The organism is Microbulbifer elongatus (assembly GCF_020524885.1).
GTDB classification, from domain to species: domain Bacteria; phylum Pseudomonadota; class Gammaproteobacteria; order Pseudomonadales; family Cellvibrionaceae; genus Microbulbifer; species Microbulbifer elongatus_A.
Genome location: NZ_JAIVKJ010000002.1, coordinates 341,367 through 362,855 on the forward strand (window position 1 = coordinate 341,367; position 21,489 = coordinate 362,855).

15 protein-coding genes are annotated in these 21,489 nt (G+C 57.1%); 10 read left to right on the plus strand and 5 right to left on the minus strand.

Annotation, left to right across the window (positions count from 1 at the left end):
• The first annotated feature begins 8 nt into the window (after nucleotides 1–8).
• The 4 genes from LC059_RS08865 to LC059_RS08880 all read left to right on the plus strand — a co-directional run bounded on the left by LC059_RS08865 (nucleotide 9) and on the right by LC059_RS08880 (nucleotide 6,275).
• Entirely contained in the window at nucleotides 9–2,141 is a 2,133-nt protein-coding gene (locus tag LC059_RS08865; protein WP_226703490.1) for a prolyl oligopeptidase family serine peptidase, read from the plus strand.
• A gap of 58 nt (nucleotides 2,142–2,199) precedes the next feature.
• Nucleotides 2,200–3,216: an NAD-dependent epimerase/dehydratase family protein gene (locus tag LC059_RS08870; RefSeq protein WP_226703491.1), complete on the plus strand. Its 1,017-nt coding sequence runs from the start codon at nucleotides 2,200–2,202 to the stop codon at nucleotides 3,214–3,216.
• Nucleotides 3,217–3,389: 173 nt separating this feature from the next.
• Nucleotides 3,390–4,244 carry a mechanosensitive ion channel family protein gene (locus tag LC059_RS08875; protein ID WP_226703492.1) on the plus strand — a complete coding sequence of 285 codons (855 nt, stop codon included), beginning with the start codon at nucleotides 3,390–3,392 and terminating at the stop codon, nucleotides 4,242–4,244.
• Between the two features lie 138 nt (nucleotides 4,245–4,382).
• A complete protein-coding gene (locus LC059_RS08880; RefSeq protein ID WP_226703493.1) occupies nucleotides 4,383–6,275 on the plus strand; it encodes a DUF885 domain-containing protein in 1,893 nt (630 codons plus the stop codon).
• 519 nt (nucleotides 6,276–6,794) lie between these two features.
• On the opposite strand, the gene LC059_RS08885 is transcribed toward LC059_RS08880, so the two are convergent.
• Nucleotides 6,795–8,474 (minus strand): NAD-dependent malic enzyme, encoded by a 1,680-nt coding sequence (locus tag LC059_RS08885; protein ID WP_226703494.1) that lies wholly within the window; start codon nucleotides 8,472–8,474, stop codon nucleotides 6,795–6,797.
• A 236-nt stretch (nucleotides 8,475–8,710) separates the two neighbouring features.
• On the opposite strand from LC059_RS08885, the gene LC059_RS08890 reads away from it, so the two are divergent.
• Nucleotides 8,711–9,100, plus strand: a complete 390-nt coding sequence (locus LC059_RS08890; protein ID WP_226703495.1) for an acyl-CoA thioesterase — start codon at nucleotides 8,711–8,713, stop codon at nucleotides 9,098–9,100.
• A 48-nt stretch (nucleotides 9,101–9,148) separates the two neighbouring features.
• Here LC059_RS08890 and LC059_RS08895 read toward each other — a convergent pair whose 3' ends face one another.
• Nucleotides 9,149–9,583, minus strand: coding sequence for an Hsp20/alpha crystallin family protein (locus tag LC059_RS08895; RefSeq protein ID WP_226703496.1), 435 nt, complete (start codon nucleotides 9,581–9,583; stop codon nucleotides 9,149–9,151).
• Between the two features lie 147 nt (nucleotides 9,584–9,730).
• Entirely contained in the window at nucleotides 9,731–10,858 is a 1,128-nt protein-coding gene (locus tag LC059_RS08900) for a GGDEF domain-containing protein (protein WP_226703497.1), read from the minus strand.
• A gap of 228 nt (nucleotides 10,859–11,086) precedes the next feature.
• On the opposite strand from LC059_RS08900, the gene LC059_RS08905 reads away from it, so the two are divergent.
• The 5 genes from LC059_RS08905 to LC059_RS08925 all read left to right on the plus strand — a co-directional run bounded on the left by LC059_RS08905 (nucleotide 11,087) and on the right by LC059_RS08925 (nucleotide 16,489).
• Complete coding sequence (locus tag LC059_RS08905) at nucleotides 11,087–11,833, plus strand: VIT1/CCC1 transporter family protein (RefSeq protein ID WP_226703498.1); 747 nt, start codon at nucleotides 11,087–11,089, stop codon at nucleotides 11,831–11,833.
• Nucleotides 11,834–11,989: 156 nt separating this feature from the next.
• Complete coding sequence (locus LC059_RS08910; RefSeq protein WP_226703499.1) at nucleotides 11,990–12,556, plus strand: glutathione S-transferase family protein; 567 nt, start codon at nucleotides 11,990–11,992, stop codon at nucleotides 12,554–12,556.
• 262 nt (nucleotides 12,557–12,818) lie between these two features.
• Nucleotides 12,819–13,127 (plus strand): hypothetical protein, encoded by a 309-nt coding sequence (locus LC059_RS08915; RefSeq protein ID WP_226703500.1) that lies wholly within the window; start codon nucleotides 12,819–12,821, stop codon nucleotides 13,125–13,127.
• 1 nt (nucleotide 13,128) lies between these two features.
• The gene (locus tag LC059_RS18055; RefSeq protein WP_226703501.1) at nucleotides 13,129–13,593 is read left to right on the plus strand and encodes an outer membrane protein; all 465 of its coding nucleotides are present in this window, start codon (nucleotides 13,129–13,131) and stop codon (nucleotides 13,591–13,593) included.
• Nucleotides 13,594–13,954: 361 nt separating this feature from the next.
• Nucleotides 13,955–16,489 (plus strand): TonB-dependent receptor plug domain-containing protein, encoded by a 2,535-nt coding sequence (locus LC059_RS08925; protein ID WP_226703502.1) that lies wholly within the window; start codon nucleotides 13,955–13,957, stop codon nucleotides 16,487–16,489.
• A 67-nt stretch (nucleotides 16,490–16,556) separates the two neighbouring features.
• Here the strand turns inward: LC059_RS08925 and typA are convergent, their stop codons facing one another.
• Both typA and LC059_RS08935 read right to left on the minus strand, forming a co-directional pair.
• On the minus strand, nucleotides 16,557–18,365 hold the full coding sequence (gene typA / locus LC059_RS08930) for a translational GTPase TypA (RefSeq protein WP_226703503.1): 1,809 nt from the start codon (nucleotides 18,363–18,365) through the stop codon (nucleotides 16,557–16,559).
• Nucleotides 18,366–18,779: 414 nt separating this feature from the next.
• Nucleotides 18,780–21,266 carry a transporter substrate-binding domain-containing protein gene (locus tag LC059_RS08935; protein ID WP_226703504.1) on the minus strand — a complete coding sequence of 829 codons (2,487 nt, stop codon included), beginning with the start codon at nucleotides 21,264–21,266 and terminating at the stop codon, nucleotides 18,780–18,782.
• Between the last annotated feature and the right edge of the window lie 223 nt (nucleotides 21,267–21,489).

The following is a 21,489-nucleotide window of genomic DNA, read 5'->3' on the forward strand; positions in this document are numbered from 1 at the left end:
AAGCCTCCATGAACAAGACCGCATTGACCCTGATTGCGGGTGCCGCCATACCCGTCATTGCCGCGGTAGCCGCTATTGCCGCCAATAGCGACACGCCTGCCTACCCCAAGACCGCGACGGTCGAGCAAAAAGACGACTATTTCGGCACCAACGTGAGCGACCCTTACCGCTGGCTGGAAGATCAGGAGTCTAAACCGGTCAAAGATTGGGTGACCGAGCAAAACGCATTTTCGCTGCCCAAACTTAAGGCGCTGCCCGGCTGGGACAAGATCAATAAGCGGCTCACCGAATTGTGGGAGTACGAACGCTACGGTGTGCCTTACAAAAAGGCCGGCCAGGTATTTTACGAGTACAACGACGGCACCTGGGACCAGAGCGTGTTCTACTCCACCCGGGATATCCAACAAGACGGTGGTGTGGTACTGGATCCGCGTACCCTGAGTGAAGACGGCACCATCGCCGCCAAGCGCTATTCCGTCAGCCCCAACGGGCGCTACTTGGCCTACGGTACCTCCGATGGCGGCACCGACTGGACCGACTACCATGTGCGCGACCTGAAGACCCGCCGCCTGCTGCCGGACCACCTGACCGGTATCAAGTTCAGTGGGGCCAGCTGGGCCAAGGATGAATCCGGTTTCTATTACAGCCGATACCCGTTTAACGAAGATGGTACTGCCGACGACAGCAAGCAGGTATCGGTGTACTTCCACAAGATCGGCGAGCCCCAGAGCAAAGACCAGCTGGTATATAAAATTACCGATCACCCCACCCGCAACCCGGAAGCGGAAGTCAGCGATGACGGCAAATACCTGATCTTGGGTATTTTCGACGGCTACGACAGCAACGGCGTCTACTACAAAGACCTGAGTCAAAGAGACAGCCCGGTCGTAAAGCTGCTGGATCAATGGGATGCTCTGTACACCTATCTCGGCAACAGCGGCACGACCTTCTATTTCGAGACCAATGCCGATGCTACCAACGGCCGCATTGTCGCCATCGACCTGGACAAGCCGGGAAAATCCAACTGGAAAACGCTGGTGCCGGAGCAGAAAAATGCCCTGCAGGGTGCCAGCCTGATCGGCGGGCACTTTGTGTTGCACTATCTGGAAGATGCCAAATCCAAAGTGCTGGTCACCGATCTGGACGGCAAACAGAAATACGAACTGAAGATTCCCGGCATGGGTACGGTAGAGGGCTTTTACGGGGATCCGGACGATACCGAAACCTATTACGCTTTCAGCAACTTCCTGACTCCCCCCAGTATTTACAAGCTGGACGTAGCTTCCGGAAAGAGTGAGAAGGTCAAGGCGCCGGCTTACCCGGCCGATTTTTCTGATTACACCGTTAGCCAGCATTTCTTCACCAGCAAGGATGGCACCCGTGTGCCTTTGTTCCTGGTACACAAGAAAGGGCTGAAAAAAGATGGCAGTAACCCGACCCTGCTGTACGGCTACGGCGGTTTTAATGCGGCGCAGTTGCCGCAGTTCTACACCCGCTTTGCCGGCTGGCTGGACATGGGCGGGACCTTCGCCATGGTCAGCCTCCGTGGTGGCAGCGAGTACGGCGGTGACTGGCACAAGGCCGGCACCAAGTTGCAGAAGCAGAATGTCTTCGATGACTTTATCGGTGCGGCGGAATGGTTGATTGACGAAAAGGTCACCTCACCGGAAAAGCTCGGCATTATGGGCCGCTCCAACGGCGGCCTGTTGGTAGGCGCGACGGAAGTGCAGCGCCCGGAGCTGTTCAAGGTGGCACTGCCCATCGTCGGCGTGCTGGATATGCTGCGCTACCACACGGCATCGGCCAATGCGCGCCAGTGGTCCAGTGACTACGGCCTGTCGGAAAACAAAGACGAGTTCGCCGCGCTCTACGCCTACTCGCCGGTGCATAACACCAAAAAAGGCAGCTGCTATCCGGCTACCCTGATCACCACCGCCGACCGCGATGACCGCGTGGTGCCCTGGCATAGCTACAAATTTGCCGCTGCGCTGCAACGCGACCAGGGCTGCGACAACCCCATCTACCTCGCCGTAGAGACCCGCGCGGGCCATGGCGCCGGCAAGCCGGTGTGGATGCAGGTGGAAGACTTTACCAACCAGTATGCGTTTCTTGCCCATGAACTGGGGCTCGCAATCGAGTAATCTCCTGATATCGGGGCGCTGACCGCGCCCCGGAAGCGAGGGGCGATTGAGGGTGATCATGCACGCATTTGTAACCGGCGGCACGGGCTTTCTCGGTGCCAACCTGATCGAGCAACTGGTGGCCGAGGGCTGGCGAGTTACCGCCATGCATCGTCCCGGAGCTGATATAAGCCGACTTCTCAGGCTGGGTGCAATACCGGTAGAGGCATCCCTCGGAGACTGCGATTCGCTGCGCGCGGCTCTGCCGGCGGAAGCGGATGCGGTATTCCATTTGGCCGGCAATACCAGCATGTGGCGCGGCGGCGATGCCCAGCAGTGGCAGGACAATGTGGTCGGCTCGGCGAACCTCGCACTGACTGCGCGGGAGCATTTCGCGCGTCAGGACAAGCCGGGTCGTATGGTTGTTACCAGCTCCATTTCCGCTTATGGGTACCAGAAGGGAGTGATCAGCGAAGCCAGCCCGCAACTCGCAACGGATCCCCGCTATCACTACCACTATTCCAAAATGCACGCAGAGCTCGCGGTGCGGGAACAAATTGCCCGCGGGCTGGATGCGGTGTTTCTAAACCCCTGCGGCATCGTCGGTAAATACGATGTTTCCAGTTGGGCGCAGACTTTCTTCATGCTCGCGGAAAACAAGCTGCCGGGGGTTCCACCCGGGGCGGGTTCCTTCTGCCATGCGGGCGCCGTGGCGCGCGCGCATATCAATGCGTTTCACCGCGGCCGCTGCGGTGAGAACTACATACTCGCCGGCACCGATGCGAGCTTCCTGGAATTTTTCGGCTTGATCGCAGATCTTGTGGGCGTGCCCGCACCCCGGCGTACCACACCGGCTTTTGCCTTACACGCCATCGCCGCACTTTCCGATTTGCTTTCTCGCTTTAGCGGGCGCGAACCGGCGATAACGCCGCAAAAGGCGAGTATGCTGACCAGCCGTGCCCTGGCGGACTGCTCGCGGGCAGAGCGTGAGCTGGGTTATCGCAATTCGGTCCCGCTTGCGGATATGCTGCGGGAATCTAGGGACTGGTTGGTGGCTGAGGGACTGCTGAAGCTGCCTCAAGCCCAGCCGGGTTGACCTGAGCTTCACAGATACCGCTTATGAATCGTCAAAATATTATTTTTATTCTGGTGATGGCGCTGCTGGTACTGCAGCTGGTGCAGCACTACTTCTTCTCCGGGGCGCCGTAGCGCTGCGTGCCCTGCCTGTCATATGCTTCGCACTAAATTTCTGAATCGGGGGATCGATCTGTGGATGGATTGAAAGCACAACTGGAAGAGCTGTGGCCGGTGGTCATGGGTGTTGGCCTGAATATCCTGTGGGCGCTGCTTGCGCTGGTGGTGACCTGGATCGCGGGCAAGCTGGTATCCCGTGCGGTCAACCGGCTGACCGAGCGCGGTATCGATGAGACCCTAGTGCCGGTACTGGAAACCCTCGCCGTGTGGGGCACCTACGTGGTGGGTGGTTTGGTGGTGCTGGACATTTTCGGCGCCAATACCACTTCCCTGGTTGCGTTGCTGGGTGCTGCGGGTCTGGCCATCGGCCTTGCCCTCAAGGACACCCTGCAGAGTATTGCCGCCGGGTTTGTACTGCTTGGGCTGCGCCCCTTTCGGGTGGGAGAGACCATCCAGTTCGGCAGTATCATCGGCACTGTGCGCAAGATTGGCCTGTTCACCACCGAGATGGATACACCGGACGGCTTGCGCATCTCCGCTCCCAACGACAAGGTGTGGGGCGAGACGCTGACCAACTTCACCCGCAACGCCAGCCGGCGGATCGAGATTATCGCCAGCATCGCCTACGGCGACGATATCGAAACCGGTATGCGCGTGCTGCGCGACCTGGTGGCGCAAGAGACGCGTATTCTTCAGGAACCAGAGCCCGCCTACGCCGTGCGTGCCCTCGCTGACAGCTCGGTAAACCTGCACCTGCGTGCCTGGGTGAAAACCGAGGAGTACTGGGATGTGTACTGGGAACTGATGAAAAAGCTCAAGCCCGCACTGGAGGCGCAAGGCCTCACCATTCCATTTCCGCAGCGGGAGCTGCATATCGTCAATGGTGCCGAAAAAAAGCTGGCGAACACGGAAGTGTTCGAGCAGCAGTGAGCGTCGCTCACCACTGATCCCGCGCGGCGGTAAATTCGTCGCAGCGGTATCGACCACTTGCCCTGAGTGTGCGATGTTCCCCGGTTACGTTACCCATTCTGAATTTCACGAGCCATTTAGAGATAGAGGTTAATAATTATGCGCAAGGCGCTCCTGAGCCTGGTGATAGCCTCCGCGATTGCGGGTTGTCAGCAGGGAGAAGAACCCAACAAGAATACCGAGCAGGCGGCGACGGCCGCTCAGGCAGAAGCGCAGGCGGCCCAGCAGCCCCAGGTGCAGGAAGACCAGCAGCAGGACGAAACCGCGCGCCTGACCGAGTGGTTCGATGCCAAGTTCGAAGAACAGCTGCAGTTCAGCCCCATCCAGCTCAGCTACCTGGGCCGCAAGGAGCAGTACAGCAAGATCGACGATATGACCAAGGCCGCCGACGAGCGCGAGCTGGCCTGGAAGAAAGCCACCGTCGAAGAGATGAAAGAACAGTTCGATTACGACAAGCTGACCGCCGAGGGCAAAGAGTCCTACGACCTGTGGATCCAGCAGTACGAGCAGTCCAAGGCTAACCAGCCGTTCTGGGATCACAGCTACTTTGCCAGCGAGCTGGGTGGCCCGGAAGCTCAGTTCCCCACCTTCCTGATCAACCAGCACAAGGTGGATACCGAACAGGATATGCGTGACTACATCACCCGTATCGGTGGTATCAGCACCGCACTGGGCCAGCTGCTCGAGCGCGCCCAGGGTTCCGCCGACAAGGGAATCCGCCCGCCGCAGTTCGCCTACGATCTGGCGATTGAGCGCGCACAGAAGGTCACTACCGGCCAGCCCTTCGGTGAGGGCGACGACGCTCCGCTGATGGCGGATGCCAAGAAGAAGATCGCCGCACTGAAAGACGCCGGCACCATCGACGAGGCGACCGCGAAGGACCTGCAGGCGCAGGCGGCGAAAGCGCTCACCGGCGAAATGAAGCCTTCCTACGATGCTTACATCGCCTGGCTGAAGGAAGACCGTGCAAACGCGGACAAGGAACCCAGAGGAGTTTCCAATCTGCCGGATGGCGAAAAGTACTACGCCAACCGCCTTGCCCACTACACCACCCTGCCGATGACCGCTGACGAAGTGCACCAGCTTGGCCTCGACGAAGTGGCGCGCATTCGTAAGGAAATGGAAGCCATCAAGGACCAGGTTGAGTTTGACGGCAACCTGCAGGAATTCTTTACCTACATCCGTACCGACGACAAGTTCTACTACCCGAACACCGATGAGGGACGTAAAGAGTACCTCGAAGAAGTTGAGGGCTACCTCGCCGATATCGAAGCGAAGCTGCCGGAATACTTCGGTATCCTGCCCAAAGCGAAGCTGGTCGTGAAGCGCGTTGAGCCTTTCCGCGAAGTACCCGGTGGCGCTCAGCACTACTCATCTGGCACCCCGGACGGATCGCGCCCGGGTACCTACTATGTGCATATGTCTGACATGAGCGCTCTGTCCATGGCGGATATGGAGACTGTGACCTATCACGAGGGCAACCCCGGTCACCACATGCAAATCTCCATCGCCCAGGAGCTGGAAAATATCCCGCAATTCCGTACCCAGGCCCACTTTACCCCGTACATCGAGGGCTGGGCGCTTTACTCGGAAAAACTCTCCAAGGAGATGGGCCAGTTTAAAGATCCCTACCGCGACTTTGGCCGCCTGACGGCGGAAATGTGGCGTGCTATCCGCCTGGTGGTGGATACCGGTATGCACTCCAAAGGCTGGAGCCAGGATCAGGCGGTGGAATACTTCCTGGAAAACTCTGCAATTCCCGAGGGCGCTGTGCGCTCCGAGGTGCGCCGCTACCTGACCTACCCGGGCCAGGCCACCTCGTACAAAATCGGTATGCTGAAAATCGAAGAGTTGCGCAGCAAGGCGGAAAAAGAGCTGGGTGACCAGTTCGATATCCGCGCCTTCCACGACACAGTACTGGGTGGCGGTGCGCTGCCACTGCCGCTGCTGGAGAGACGTGTAAACAATTGGATCGATAGCGTAAAAAGCTAATCCGACTTGCGTGAAGAAATAGCGGGCCTGGCGCCCGCTATTTTTTTGCCTGCAAAAAGCCAGGTTTTGTATACGCTAGCCGCAGAAATTGGATGTCTGAAATCCCGCCGCGGTGAGCCATGAGTGACTATTGGCACCGCAGGCAACAATTAGAAAAAATATTGAATCCAGTTACGCCCGATGTCCGTAAACATTTCCACAACGATTCACAAGTCGAATCGAATCATGGTCAGAATGGAACAGGGTGTGTACCGGCGTTTCTGAAATTTGGGCGAAGAGCCCTAGGTGTCGGCAATGGAAAACCGACAGAAGCGTCTGGAGAAAAGCAGCGCTTCAAAACAGATTGCAGTGGGTGGTCGCAATCCGGGGTGGAAAAGGGCAGGGACGCCCTCTCCCATTCCCATCTCTCTCGAAGCCGCTTTATCCCCTCTGGGCGGTTCTAGAGTTGGCTCCTTTTTGCCGCCTTCCCCAAGGTGGCTTTTTCTTTTCTGGGCCGCGGACCTTAGTAAGAAAAAGGCCTCAGAAAGCCCGGCGCCGATAGCGACGGTAGTTGGGCGACCAGAAATTTTTCTCGATGTTTTTTTCCAGCTTCTCCTCGGTAATTCCCGGGGCGACGCCATCCTCCTGAGCCTGTTTGCCAACAGCTCTGGCAATCGCCTTGCCGACCTCGCGGATATCCGACAGCGACGGCAGCAGGGCGCCGGAGCCCTTCTTCACCACTGGTGCATTCTCCGCCAGCGCATTGGACGCAGCCATCAGCATATTTTCGGTAACGCGGTTGGCGCCGGCAGCGATAACACCGAGGCCGATACCGGGGAAGATGTACACGTTGTTGCACTGGGCAATGGGGTATTTCTTACCAGCCAGCTCCACCGGCTCGAACGGACTGCCGGTAGCAACCATGGCTTCGCCACCGGTCCAGGTCAGTACTTCCTCCGGGGTGGCTTCGGCACGGGAGGTTGGGTTGGACAGGGGCATTACCAGAGGGCGCTTGCAGCCTTTATGCAGCGCTTCGATCACCGGCTGGGTGAACAGGCCGCCCTGGCCGGAGACACCAATCAGCATGGTGGGCTTGACCTTGGTGATCAGGTTTTCCAGATCCCACTCCGGTGCCTGTGGATATGTTTCCGGATCCTGCGCCAGCTTTGCCTGGAAGTCATGCAGGCCCTTCATGTCACTGGTCACCAGCCCGTAACGGTCGAACATAAAGATCCGCGCCCGGGCCTCGGCCTCACTCAGGCCGTCGTTGATCATTGCCGCCACCACCTGTTCGGCGATGCCGCAGCCGGCGGAACCGGCACCAACTACCAGTACACGCTGCTTGGACAGCTTTTCGTCTTTTGCCTTGCATGCGGCCAACATGGTTCCGAGGGCGACAGAGGCGGTGCCCTGAATGTCGTCGTTGAAGCAGCATACCTTGTCGCGGTAGCGGTTCAGCAGCGGCATGGCGTTGGTCTGGGCGAAATCCTCGAACTGGATCAGCACCTTCGGCCAGCGGCGTTTTACCGCCGCAATGAACTCCTCGATAAACGCGTCGTACTCCTCCTGGGAAATACGCTCGTTGCGCCAGCCCATGTACATCGGGTCGTTCAGCAGGGTGCGGTTGTTGGTGCCCACATCCAGGGTGACCGGCAATGTATAGGCGGGGCTGATACCGCCGCAGGCGGTGTACAGGGACAGCTTGCCGATGGGGATGCCCATGCCGCCGATCCCCTGGTCGCCGAGGCCGAGGATGCGTTCACCATCGGTGACCACAATTACCTTTACGTTCTCTTTCGTCGCGCTGCGTAGAATGTCGTCCATATGTTTGCGGTCCGGGTAGGACACAAACAGTCCGCGGTGGTTGCGGTAAATATTGGAGAACTCCTCACAGGCCGCACCCACGGTAGGGGTGTAGATGATTGGCAGCATCTCTTCGATGTGCTGCTCGATCAGGCGGAAGAACAGGGTCTCGTTGTCGTCCTGAATGGCGCGCAGGTAGATATGGCGCTCGAGGTCTGTGCGGCACTGCTCGTACTGGTGATAGGCGCGTCTGATCTGCTCGCTGATGGATTCCACATTATTCGGCAACAGCCCGATAAGGTTGAACTCGATGCGTTCCTGCAGGGTAAAGGCGCTGCCTTTGTTCAGCAGCGGGATTTCCAGCAGGGATGGGCCGGCGTGGGGAATGTAAAGGGGGCGCTTATCTTTTTGACTCATAAATCTTTTCTGGTCGGCAAATGGCCGCTGTTCGAGGGCGGACTGTGAAACTCAGGGTAGCGGATTTGGCCGCAGATTTTACGCGCACTTGACCAGATATGCCGCATTGGATTGCAAATGCAAACATTTGTCCGGGTTCTGTGCGATTTATGGCAGATGATTACTGGATGATGGCGCTGACGGCTGATTAAATCTGCGCTCGCGTTTATTAACATGAGCCAATGAGAGAAAGTGCGATGTTCACTTATCAGGTAGAGCCCCGCTTCAGCGAGACCGATGCCCTCGGGCATATCAACAACACCGTGGTACCCGTGTGGTTCGAGCAGGGGCGCACTCCCATATTCCAGCTGTTCAACCCGGACCTGGCGCTGAATAAATGGAATCTCATCCTTAAGAAAATGGAGGTGGATTTCGTCGCGCAAATCTATCTGTACTCACCGGTGGAGATCCGCACCAGTCTGAGCGCGGTGGGTAACACCTCGATGACCATTCACCAGGAGGTGTGGCAGAAGGGCCAGCTGGTGGCGCAGGGCGACTGCGTGATGGTGCACTTCGACTATGAGCAGCAGACCAAGGCGCCGATTCCGCGGGACGTGAAAGAGAAGCTGCAGCAGCACATCACCTGACACAAAAATGCCGGCTGGTCGCCGGCATTCGGGTTGCACAAATTTCGCTTAGTGGATCTGGATGCGGTGACTCACCGGCTTTTTCGGTTCCGCTTTGGGAATCGTCAGCGTGAGCACACCGTCCTTGAAGGTGGCATCAATATCTTCCTCTTTGATGTCCTCGCCGAGGTTAAAGCTGCGGGTGAATTTCCCGTAGCGGCGCTCCTGGCGCAGTACGCGATGCTCCTCATCGCCCTCTTCCTGGCTTTGCTCGTGTACCTCGGCCTCCAGCGTCAGCACGCCGTTTTCCAGGGTCACATCCAGGTCTTCCTTGCGAATACCGGGCATTTCGGCACTGATTTCGTAGCTGTCCTTGCGCTCGTGAACATCCACACGCGGGGAGAAAAAGCCGCTGCGGGATTCACTTCTCGGTTGTCCTGGGTTGAAAAACTGCTCTACGAAATCGTCGAAATTGAGCATGGTGTCACGGGGTATCAGTTTCATGACTCTCACCTCCCGAAACGTTGCCGGTAGCTGCGGCAAGCGCCGCAACCACCGGGTTTTTCGCGTCTATATAGTAGGGAGAGCGGCGCCGGAGCGGTAGTCGAAGGGAGTGTGGTGAGCGAACCCGGGAGGGCCTTGGGTCACTGCCTAGCCGGCGCTGACCACCTGATTGCGACCGCCGGTTTTGGCGCGGTACATGCGGGAGTCCGCCTCCGCCAGCAACTGGCCGTGGCCGGGCTGCTCGGTACCGGTACCGCCCTCCGCCACGCCAAAGCTGATGGATATACGTACGTCTTCGGCGTAGCTTTCGCTCAGTGCCTCAACCTTGCTGCGCAGTTTTTCCGCCAGCACACCGCCGCCTTCCACATCGGTGTTGGGCAGCAGGATCAGAAACTCCTCCCCGCCCCAGCGCGCGACGATATCGTCGCCGCGGGTATTTTCGCGCAGGACATTGGCCACATCCCGCAGTACGCGGTCGCCAAAGCTGTGTCCGAAGGTATCGTTGATGGCCTTGAAGCTGTCGAGGTCGCCAATCAGCACCGTATAGCGCCCGGCCAGTTCGCGGTTGCGCCGTTCCAGTTCATTGATCGCCTTGTAGGCCTCGCGGCGGTTGGAAAGCCCCGTGAGGGCGTCGGTACAGGCGTGGTTCTCCAGTTCCGCGGTCAGTCGATGCAGCATCTGCTGCGTCTGGTGGCGGCTGCTGTCGAGGATTGCGGTGAGGGCGGTGAGCGCGCCGAACACGGCGATAAAACGTGCGCGGTGTGCCGTGTCGTACTGCGCCAGCAGGCCGGGGAAATCCGGATAGAACAGAATCAGCGCGGTGGCAGCGCCCACCCCGGCAAGGGTCACCGTGCCCCATTTGTAGCCGTACAGGTTGATGAACCCGGGTACCAGCATCACCGCCCACATCAAGCCGGTGTTGTTTACTCCACCAGACAGCAGCAAGTAGAAATACAGTACCAGCAATAACACACCGACGAGCACCGGCGTTTTGCGGCTGGGTCCGGCCACATTCACACCGATATAGGCCAGCAGGATGACCCCCGCTACCCCGAACAGGGTGGTGGCAAGAAGCAGGTCTGCGCCCATCAGCGCGATCACACCCATGGCACCGGTAATGGCAAAGGCAAAGATCAGCATATAGCCGGAGGCCTGGATGCGACGGCGCAGGTCGAGGCCGCGCACCTGGGCTATTGGGTCTGCGCTGCTGGAGCCGTCCGAATTAGGAGTGTCGCGATTTGCCGCGTTTCTGTTCTGCTGTGCTGCGATTTCCATAAGCTCGGTGGTACTTGCCGGCCAGCTCCATCGGCCGATTGATCCTCGCCCCGGCTTCGGGACACCCGCGGGCTATAGTAAAGGCGAACGGGATTGGCGCAGAGTGCAGCATGGGACAACTGCTACAGATTTGTGACGACATTCTCACTATCGAGGTGGATGCACGGGAGTGTGCGCTCCACGAGCACCACCAAGCAGGATACAGGGCTGGACACAGGAGCTGACACAATGGGCAATACCCGTCGACACCAATTACAGCGCGAACACCACCCGGACAATATTGCCCGCCGGTTGGACAAGTCACCGACGCCCAGTCATCTGTCGGATGCGGTGCTCGGCGCCATCGATGGCTGTATCACGACCTTCGCTATTGTATCCGGTGCCTTTGGTGCCGGCTTTTCACCTGTCGTGGTACTGGTCATGGGGGTGGCCAACCTGCTGGCTGACGGCGTTAGCATGGCGGTCAGTAACTATGAAGCGGTCAATGCGCAGAAGTCCGAGGTAGAACTCGCGCGGCGCACCGAAGAGCAACATATTCAGCTGGTGCCGGAGGGGGAGACGGAGGAGATTCGGCAGATCTTCGCCCGCAAGGGGTTCAGTGGCGAGAGCCTGGAAAATATCGTTGGCACAGTCACTGCCAACCGCTCGCTGTGGATAGAGACCATGTTGCGAGAAGAGTACGGCCTGTCCGATATCCCACCGAATCCCGTGGCCTCTGCCTGGTGGACCTTTGTCTCTTTTGTTGCCGTGGGTATGGTGCCGCTGTTGCCGTTCCTCTTCAGTAAATTATCCATGCCGCGGCAGTTTCTTCTGAGCACCGTGCTGGCCGCGCTGGTGTTTTTTCTGATTGGCCTGGTCAAAGGCTGGGTGCACCGCAGTTCGCTCATGCGTGCCGGAATGCGCACCTTTGCCCTGGGCATCTTCGCCGCGGCGGTGGCCTACTTTGTTGGCAAACTCCTGGGGGCACTGGTGTAGTTTTAGGGGTACCTTATGGTGTGATCGGCGAGCGCCAAATGACTTTGCCGGTTTGCCAGCGTCTGTGCGTCTGTATACTAGTCGGGGCCATCAGCCCGCGTGTGCTGATGGCCAGCGAAGACGGTTAAAAAACAAGAGAAACAAGGGATCAGTTACGTGATAAAACTCTTTGGCAGCTTGACCTCACCATTTGTACGCCATTGTCGCATCGCGCTGATGCAGTCAGGCCTCGAGTGGGAAATGGTGGAACTGGATATTCACACCAATGAAAATCCCGGTACTCCCACTTTGCGTGTTCCGTTTCTGGAAGATGGTGACGTGAAGCTCACCGACTCCACCTCCATTGTGAAATATGTGCGCGAAAAATCTGGGGAGACATTTATTCCCGATGCAAAAGACCTGGATCGATATTGCCTGGCCAACACCCTGCTAGATGCGGCAATCAATCTCTTCCTGTTGGAGCGCAGTGGAATTGATATCGCTGCGAACAAGTACACCCTTCGACAGCAGAAGCGGATCGAGATGATTCTTTTCGAGCTGAATTCCGCTCCGCTACCGCTAGCCGGCAACCTGAACGATGCCGATTACCGCGTTGCGGTGGGCGTAGCCTGGGGGCAGTTCCGCAATCGTTTTTCAGTTGATGCACATGACAATCTGCAACGCCTGCTGGCGTTGGCCGTAGACGACCCCTCCTTCGCGGCCACGGCGCCGCCCTCTGTTTGAATTTTTCTGCAGTAGTTATCTGACACTTTCACCGATCTCTTTCGCGCGCAAAAATCCGCGCGCAAGGGATTGGTGTGAGAGTCGAATACTTGGCTCGATTTCGCTGTTACGGTAAAACAGGAAAAGCGGATCAGAGCGGCGCGTAGTTTTTTCAAAAAATTACTAATGCCGCACGATTCAAAAATCCGCGGCCAAAATCTTTGATCCAGTTTTTATCAGTGCCCGTACTCCACACCACTTATCAAAGTGAATGGAGAACGGCATGTTTACGAAAAATCATTTGTGTTGTGTAATTGCTGTCAGCGCATTTTCTTTTGCAGCCCAGGCTGAAGATTTTTATGTGGGCGGTAACCTGGGCTACAGCAATATGGACGACACCGCTACCAGCGGTTCGTTTAACAGCGAGTTTGTCACCGGTCCGGGTACCTCAATTCCCGCTGGCGTCGCACTGCCCGCGGGCACTGATGTGGGCTGGGATACCAGTGTCGACAGCGGTACCGCTTACAGCCTGACCCTGGGCTATCAACTGGGTCAGTTGCGCCTGGAGGCCGAGTACGCGCGCTCAAAATGATGTGACCTCCCACGGCGGTGTAAGTGCGGCCGGTATCGATCTGGGTGCCGAGGATGCGGGAGTGCTGGTGACCGGTGCTCCAGGAAATCTCGGCGTCAGCGTAGCCGACCTGGTCGCGGACGGGCGCGGTGAATTCGACACCAGTTACCTGTTTGCCAATCTCTACTACGACTTTGACCTGGGTACCGCACTCAAGCCCTATGTGGGGGCTGGTATCGGTAGTGCCAGTGTGGATGTAACTTACTCACCGTCGGATGTCGGTATCATCGACGATAGCGACGACGTCTTTGCCTACCAGATCATGGGCGGCGTGAACTATGACCTTTCTGAACAGGTAACCCTGTTTGGTGGCCTGCGCTGGCGCGAGACCGATGACATTACCGTAAACGCCGATTTGTTCGACGCACAGTTTGATGTGGAAATGAGCAGCTTCATTGCGGAAATCGGTACCCGTTTCCGTTTCTGATGTAAGCGTTGTCACAGACATAAAAAAACGGGCTATCCAGGCCCGTTTTTTTATTGTTGACGGAAATGTTTCTTCAGGCGCTTGCACATACTTTTTTGCAGGATTTTTTTCTATCGCGACTGGAATTTAAACCTGTCTTTTCTGGCTTTCTTGCCCCTGCTCCTTTTTCTGGATCTACTGATTTTATCGCGAAGCCCGTATGGAGCTTTTCGGTAGACTTCACAGCGTGAATGCATTCCAATAATTTCGTTCGCAACGGAATTTTTTGACTCTTTGTGATCACTGCGAAAATTTAATCCATCCTTAAAAATTAAATGAAATTTCGCGCCAAAAAATAATAAATGCTAATTGGAGAGAAACCATGAAGGTCCAACAAATAGTTACTTCGCTTTCCCTGGTGGCGCTGGCCGGTAGCCTGGGAATGCCTGCATTTGCGCAGACCAGTGGCGATGCCCAGGAAGTGATTGAAGAAGTAGTTACCGTGGGGTCCAGAACCAAACCCCGTTCCGTGACCGAGTCACCGGTACCGGTGGATGTGCTCAACGCGAATGACTTGGCCAAATCTGGCAGCAGCGACATGCTCGACTTGCTGAAAGGCTCAGTCCCCTCCTTCAACGTGCATGACCAACCGATTAGCGATGCTGCGTCGATGATCCGCCCGGTCAACATGCGCGGATTGTCATCGGATTCCACCCTGATTTTGGTGAACGGCAAACGCCGTCATCGCGCTTCTGTCATTGCCTTCCAGGGCGGTGGCCTGAACGATGGTGCCCAGGGTCCCGATATTTCTGTGATCCCGAGCATCGCGCTCAAGCAGGTTGAAGTGCTGCGCGATGGTGCGGCGGCCCAGTACGGTTCCGACGCCATTGCCGGGGTGATGAACTTCGTGCTGAAGGACGACGCCGAGGGCGGTTCCCTGGAAATCAAAAGCGGCGAGTTTTTTGAAGGGGACGGCCAGACCACGACCATGTCGGGCAACTATGGCATGCCCATGACCGATTCCGGTTTCCTGAATTTAAGCTTCCAGTTGAAGAACGCTGACGATACCTCGCGTTCTGTACAGCGCCCGGATGCGCAGGCAATGATCGACGCCGGTAATACCGCAGTGCCGGAGCCGGCGCAAATCTGGGGTTCACCCAAGATCGAAGATGACCTGACCCTGTTTGGTAATTTCGGCATCGACCTGAAAGACGGCAGCGAAATCTATGCGTTTGCCAACTATTCCAACCGCATGGTTGACGGCGGATTTTATTACCGCAACCCGAATGGCCGTGAAGGCGTATATACCGACGGTGACGGGGTTCGACTTGTGGGCGCACTGGATGGCAATGCGGCGAGCTGCGATGCCTACCGCACCACACCAGTGGACGATGGCTCCGACATGGTGGCGTCGGGGCTGACGGCCGATGACAACTGCTTTGTGTTCAACAAAATGATTCCTGGCGGTTATACCCCGCGCTTTGTTGGCGATATTACCGACACCTCGATTACCGCGGGTCGCCGCGGTGACTTTGGCGATGGCTTCATGCAGGGTTGGGGCTATGACGTCAGTGCTTCCGTTGGTCGCAACGAGGCGAAGTTTGGTCTGAACAACACCATCAACCCGTCGTTTGGTCCGGACAGCAAGCGCAATTTCGATACCGGTGCCTACATCCAGTTGGAAAAGACCCTGAACTTCGACCTGCAAAAGCAGTTCGATTCTGTGAGCCTGGCCATGGGTACCGAATGGCGTGAAGAGTCATTCCAGATCATTGCCGGTGAGGGCATGTCCTGGCAGGTAGGACCGCTGGCGGAGCAAGGCTTCAACATCGGCTCCCACGGTTTTGCCGGTTTCTCCATTGATTCCGCGGGCACCGCAGAGCGCAGCAACTACGCGCTGTATATGGATGTCGAAAACCAGGTTACCGATGACCTGTTACTGGGCGGCGCCGTACGCTACGAGAACTTCGACACCTTCGGCGATACCGCCAACTACAAACTGGCGTTTAACTGGCGGTTGACGGATAACATCGCCTGGCGCGGTTCCCACAGCACCGGTTTCCGCGCACCGACCATGGGCCAGGCCTCTGTGGTGAATACCCAGACTTCCATCGTGGGCGGTCAACTAACCCAGGCGCAGACCCTGCCGGCTACCAAGCTGGGTGAAGCCGAATTGATGCCGGAAGAGTCCGTTAACTTCGCTACCGGTCTGGTGATGTCCGCGGGTGCTGTCGATGTGACCATCGATGCGTTTTACATCGAGGTGGAAGACCGCATTGCGTTGACCGATAACGCCGCCCCCACCGATGCCCAGCGCACGGCAATGGCGTTAGCTGGCGTGCCCAACCCGGAACTGATCGGACAGATCAACTATTTCGCCAATGATTTCGATACCGAAACCACCGGTGTCGATGTGGTGGCAACCTACGGTGCGGAGCTGATGGGCGGTGCTACGGACTTCAGCCTGGCCTACAACTGGACCAAGACCGAGGTAAATGGCGGTGACGCCACCTGTGGCGGTGCCTTTTTGAATAACCAGGGCGAGATCTGTAAAGCGGTGCGCCTGGAGCGCGGGCTGCCTGAGCACCGGGCTTCCTTCACCATGGCGCAAAACTGGGACAAGTTCAGCGCCTTCGTGCGTGCAAACTTTTATGGTGAGTATGTAGGGGTACACGCCGACTGGTTTGGTGAGCAGCTGGGTTCTGCATTTACCCTGGATATGGAGGCTTCCTACCAGGCAACCGAATCCATTTTCCTGACTGCCGGTGCATCCAACCTGCTTGATGAAAAGGGCGGAAAGATCGATGGCTCCATCGTCGGTGAAGCGAACAATGTACTGGGTGGCCAGTACTACGAGACTTCGCCCTACGGTATTGGTGGTGGCTTCTACTACCTGAAAGCCGGTTATGAGTTCTAAACTTTTTCGCTGTTTTGGAGGTTAAAAAAAAGCGCCCCGAGGGGCGCTTTTTTATTTTCCCGAAGAATTACTTCTTCGCACGCTTGCGCATGTTTTCCTGCAGGATCTTTTTGCGAATCCGGATGCTTTCCGGAGTCACTTCCACCAGTTCGTCGTCTTCGATGAACTCCAGCGCCTGCTCCAGGGTGTGACGGATGGGCGGTGACAGGGTCAGCGCGTCGTCGGTACCGGAGGCGCGCACGTTGGTGAGCTGTTTGGCCTTGGTGGGGTTAACCACCAGATCGTTACCGCGGGAGTGAATGCCAATCACCTGGCCTTCATACACTTCCTCACCGTGGCCCAGGAACAGGCGACCGCGATCCTGCAGTGCGAACAGGCCGTAGGCCAGGGTCTTGCCCTTGGTCATGGAGACCAGCACACCGTTGATACGCTTGGCCACGTCTCCCAGCTTCACCGGACCGTAGTGGTCGAAGATGCTGGTCATGATGCCGGAGCCGCTGGTGATGGTCAGGAACTGGTTACGGAAACCGATCATGCCGCGGGACGGTACGATGAAGGTCAGGCGCACACGGCCCTTGCCGTCCGGTTCCATGTTGGTCAGGTCGGCCTTGCGCAGACCCAGCTCTTCCATGATTGGACCCTGGTGCTGCTCTTCAACGTCGATCACTACCTGCTCGTAGGGCTCCTGTACCTCGCCATCTACGATCTTCTGTACTACTTCCGGGCGGGAAACACCCAGCTCGAAACCTTCGCGGCGCATGGACTCGATCAGTACCGACAGGTGCAGTTCACCACGGCCGGATACCTTGAACTTGTCCGGGGAATCGCCCTGCTCTACACGCAGTGCCACGTTGTGAATCAGTTCCTGGTCCAGGCGGTCCTTGATATTACGCGAGGTAACGTACTTGCCTTCTTTGCCGGCGAACGGAGAGTCGTTCACCTGGAAGGTCATGCTCACGGTGGGCTCGTCCACTGACAGTGCCGGCAGAGCCTCCGGGTGGTCCGGGTTACAAAGGGTATCGGAGATGTTCAGGTCGCCTACACCAGTAATACATACGATGTCGCCGGCGCTGGCCTGATCTACTTCCACGCGCTCCAGGCCCAGGTAACCCATGACCTGAAGCACCTTGGCTTTGCGCTTGTTCTCGTCGCGGTCGAGGATCACTACCTGCTGGTTTGGCTTCAGGGTGCCGCGCTTGATACGGCCGACACCGATCACGCCTACGTAGCTGTTGTAGTCCAGTGCGGAGATCTGCATCTGGAATGGGCCATCCAGGTCAACCTTGGGCGGTTCAACCTTGTCGACGATCATCTGGAACAGCGGCGTCATGTCGTCGGCCATATCGGTCTCATCGAGACCGGCGATACCGTTCAGTGCGGAGGCATAGATGACCGGGAAGTCCAACTGCTCTTCGGTGGCGCCGAGGCTGTCGAACAGGTCGAACACCTGATCCATCACCCAGTCCGGACGCGCGCCCGGGCGGTCGATCTTGTTGATTACCACAATCGGGTTCAGGCCCTGTTCAAAGGCTTTGGAGGTCACGAAACGGGTTTGCGGCATGGGGCCGTCCACCGCGTCTACTAACAGCAGTACCGAGTCCACCATGGACAGTACGCGCTCTACCTCACCGCCGAAGTCGGCGTGCCCGGGGGTGTCCACGATGTTGATGCGGTAATCGTTCCAGCGGATCGCGGTGTTCTTGGCGAGGATGGTAATACCGCGCTCTTTTTCCTGGTCGTTGGAGTCCATCACGCGCTCGGAGTCGGCGCTGCGGCGGTCGAGGGTGCCGGACTGCTGCAGCAGCTTGTCTACCAGGGTGGTTTTGCCGTGGTCAACGTGGGCGATGATCGCGATATTGCGAAGATTGTCTATCACTAGGGGCCTCTGGGCGTAATGCGTGATTGGGCGTGGCGCTCACTTCTAGAGTGTGGCCACACCGGAGAATTTTGTTAGGCGGGGGCTGGGCTGAGGGGTAAAACAGCGGCTATCCGGCCAAGGCGCGCGCATTATAGAGGTGAAGTGTGGCAATTGGGAGTCGAATTGGCGGAAATTTGTGCGGTTTCGGGATTGAGAGGGCGCTTTTTTAGCCCTGGCGCAGGGCAAAGCCGGGGCGCCCTCGATGAATAACTTAGGGTTTTACAGCCTATATGTGATGCAGAACGGTCATTGGTGCTCTATCTGGCCAAATAAAAGCAACAAGTTCCCGTCAGCGTGCCATATGGTTGAACGGCTGGTCACTGTTCCCGATGCGGACTGTTGTCGAGTGAGCGGTATTGACTGCGCTTTTTTTCAAGGCGAAAGGCTTGCCTGCTGATTCACCACCCCGATTAATGTCGGGGCGCAGCGTCCCGGGGAGTCACGTAGCCACTCGGGCCAGGCCGACGCAATCGCACAGTGGATGGCGCCAACTTCCTGCTGCCGCTGGTAGGCCTCCAGTAATGCCGCATAGGTGCGGAAGCGCTGTGAAATCTTGCGCACGTAGTCATAAGGCTCTCGGCCCCGGGCGTATCCATAGCGCGCCTTGGAGTAATATTTTTTCTCCGAAAGCAGCAGCATGGCCTTCTCCACATTATTGAACCAGACTTTTCGGTCCCAGCCCTTCTCTTCTGCAAGGTCCTGCGCATCGTAGACGTGCCCCAACCCGGCGTTATAGGAGGCGAGGGTAAACCACATCTTGTTTTCCGGGCTGATGCCCTTGTCTTCAAATTTGCGGTGTAGCCAATTCAAATATTTCAGGCCAGCGCGCACGCTGGTTTCTGGGTCAAACAGATTTTTTTCGCCAACCTGCTTTCCGGTATCGGGCATTACTTGCATCAGGCCCCGCGCCCCGACCCAGGATTTGGCCTTGGGGTTGAAGGTGCTTTCCTGAAACATCTGCGCCACGACCAGACGCCAGTCGAAGTCGTATTCATCAGCATATTTTTTCACGAGTTTGTCAAACGGCGATATTTCGCCCTTTTCACTCAACGTTTTGATTTCGTCACGGGTGCGTTTCGGCTCGTCGAAATATTTGTGGTATAGGATTTCGCGCAGTTTGACGATCTTGGGATCGTTAAAAAATTTGGTCACCGCTTCCAGTAGTTTCGGGTTGCTTTCGCGCACCATCCACGCATAGTTATTCTCTTCAACATGCAGGTCGAAAATGTTGACCACATCATCGCGCCAGTGGTGCTCCAGGCGTACGGTTATGTCGTCGGCGATGGTCAGGTCATATTCCCCGTCCGCAACGCGGTCAAGAATTTGTGGGATGGTGAGCTCCTCGGGCACCAGGGTGATGTCGATCTTGAGTTCCTTTAACTCGGGATGCTCTGCGAGCAGCTCCATCAACAGTTCGAACTGGCTACTTGAGCGCAACAAATGAATGCTGCGGCCATTCAAGTCTTCCAATTTCTCGATCTTGTCGTCGGGGCGGCCAACCAGGGATACCGCTTCCTTCATGTAGGGCGGCCCAAAATCCATGCCCGCTGCATCCCGCGCCTTGGTCGCAGAAATCAGGCTTGCCGCCACATCGGCCTTGCCATCCCGGACCATGGTGAAAATTTCTTTGTGCGTGGGTGCGACGATGATTTCAAGTCGCACATTAAGGGACTTGGCAAATTTTTGCAGAAGTTCATATTCATAACCCATCACCCTTCCCTTCCACATAAAATAGGTGCCCGGGTGGTTGCGGGTTACCGCGCGCAATACGCCGCGTTCCTTGATTTTATCCAGGTCACCCAGGTGGCGTGTGTAGGGGTTGGTGAGTTTGATGTCGCGTATTGCTGCATTCAATGCTTCTTTTAACTGTGGTGAATTCTTGCGGATGCCAATCGTCAGCGGGTCTTCCCTTTCGAACACAATATTTTTCTTTAGGTCTTCACGGAACTGGTGAACGAGGTCGAAGATCTGCTCATCAATAACCGTAAAGTCGATACGCCCAAGTGCTACATCAAGCGCTAGCTCAACGTAATTTTTTTCTACAACCTCCAGCTTTAATCCGGGATACTGCTTCGCCAGCTCGCGCCCGCGCGTTTCGAATACGGTGCCCCTGGTTACGGCAAGGGTTTTGCCTGCCAAATCGTCTCCGGGCTTGACTTCAGCTATATCGGTTTTGGATATCAAGGTATCGTGGGTCGATCCCAGCGGGCGGGTAAAATCAATGAGTTCTGCGCGCTCTTGGGTTGGCACCAGGTTGTTGGCGATCATATCGCCCTTTCCCGCGATGAGACTGGGGATGAGCTGATCGAAACTGTTTACGATCAATACGACAGGTTCGAGCCCCAAAATCTCGGCCTTTTGCTTTGCCAGTTCGATCTCGATGTCCTGCTGGGTTGCCGCGCGGTGGAGCGAATCCGTATTGGCGACGTCGATAAGAATACGCAGCTTCCCGCGCTTGCGAAGCGCGTCCAGGTCGCCCTTCTCGATGTAGTTATTAAACGCGCCAATGGGGTATTCACCGGTAGTGTCCGGCGCCCAGTCCGCGGTCGGGCGCAAGTCATTTTTTTCCGCCGGTTCGCCGGTGAATATGGTGCCGGGCTGGCTTTCCTGCGCTGTCTCCTCTGAATCCTGCGTCTCCTGCGCTTCTTTTGCCTCGGTTGCTTGCTTGGCAGCCTCGGCGATAGGCACGGTAGACGGGGGCGCTTCGGCAGGTTCAGTGCCGGCGGGCCCCTTTTCCCGAGCTTCGGCTCCGTCGTTTCGCGGGCTGGTCGAATTTTCCGCCGGCCGGTCGCAACCCGCCACCGCAATCAATACGCAGAGCACACAGAGACCTGTGAATGCCCGCAGGTACTTTCGCATCTGCCCTTTCCACATCACTTAAACGAATATTTTTAGTTTAGTCATAGGGGCCCAGTCCGCCTGTGGATGGCTAACAATTTGGCTTGTGGGGTGGGGCGAAGTGGCGCGAGGCAGTGCCGATGACTGATGTTCTCCATGGAGTCGAGTCGCCAGTTTGCGCTTGCTACAAACTGTTACAGTTGATCTCGCCGGTCACGTTGTTAGCCGCGGTAAAGTCTCATGT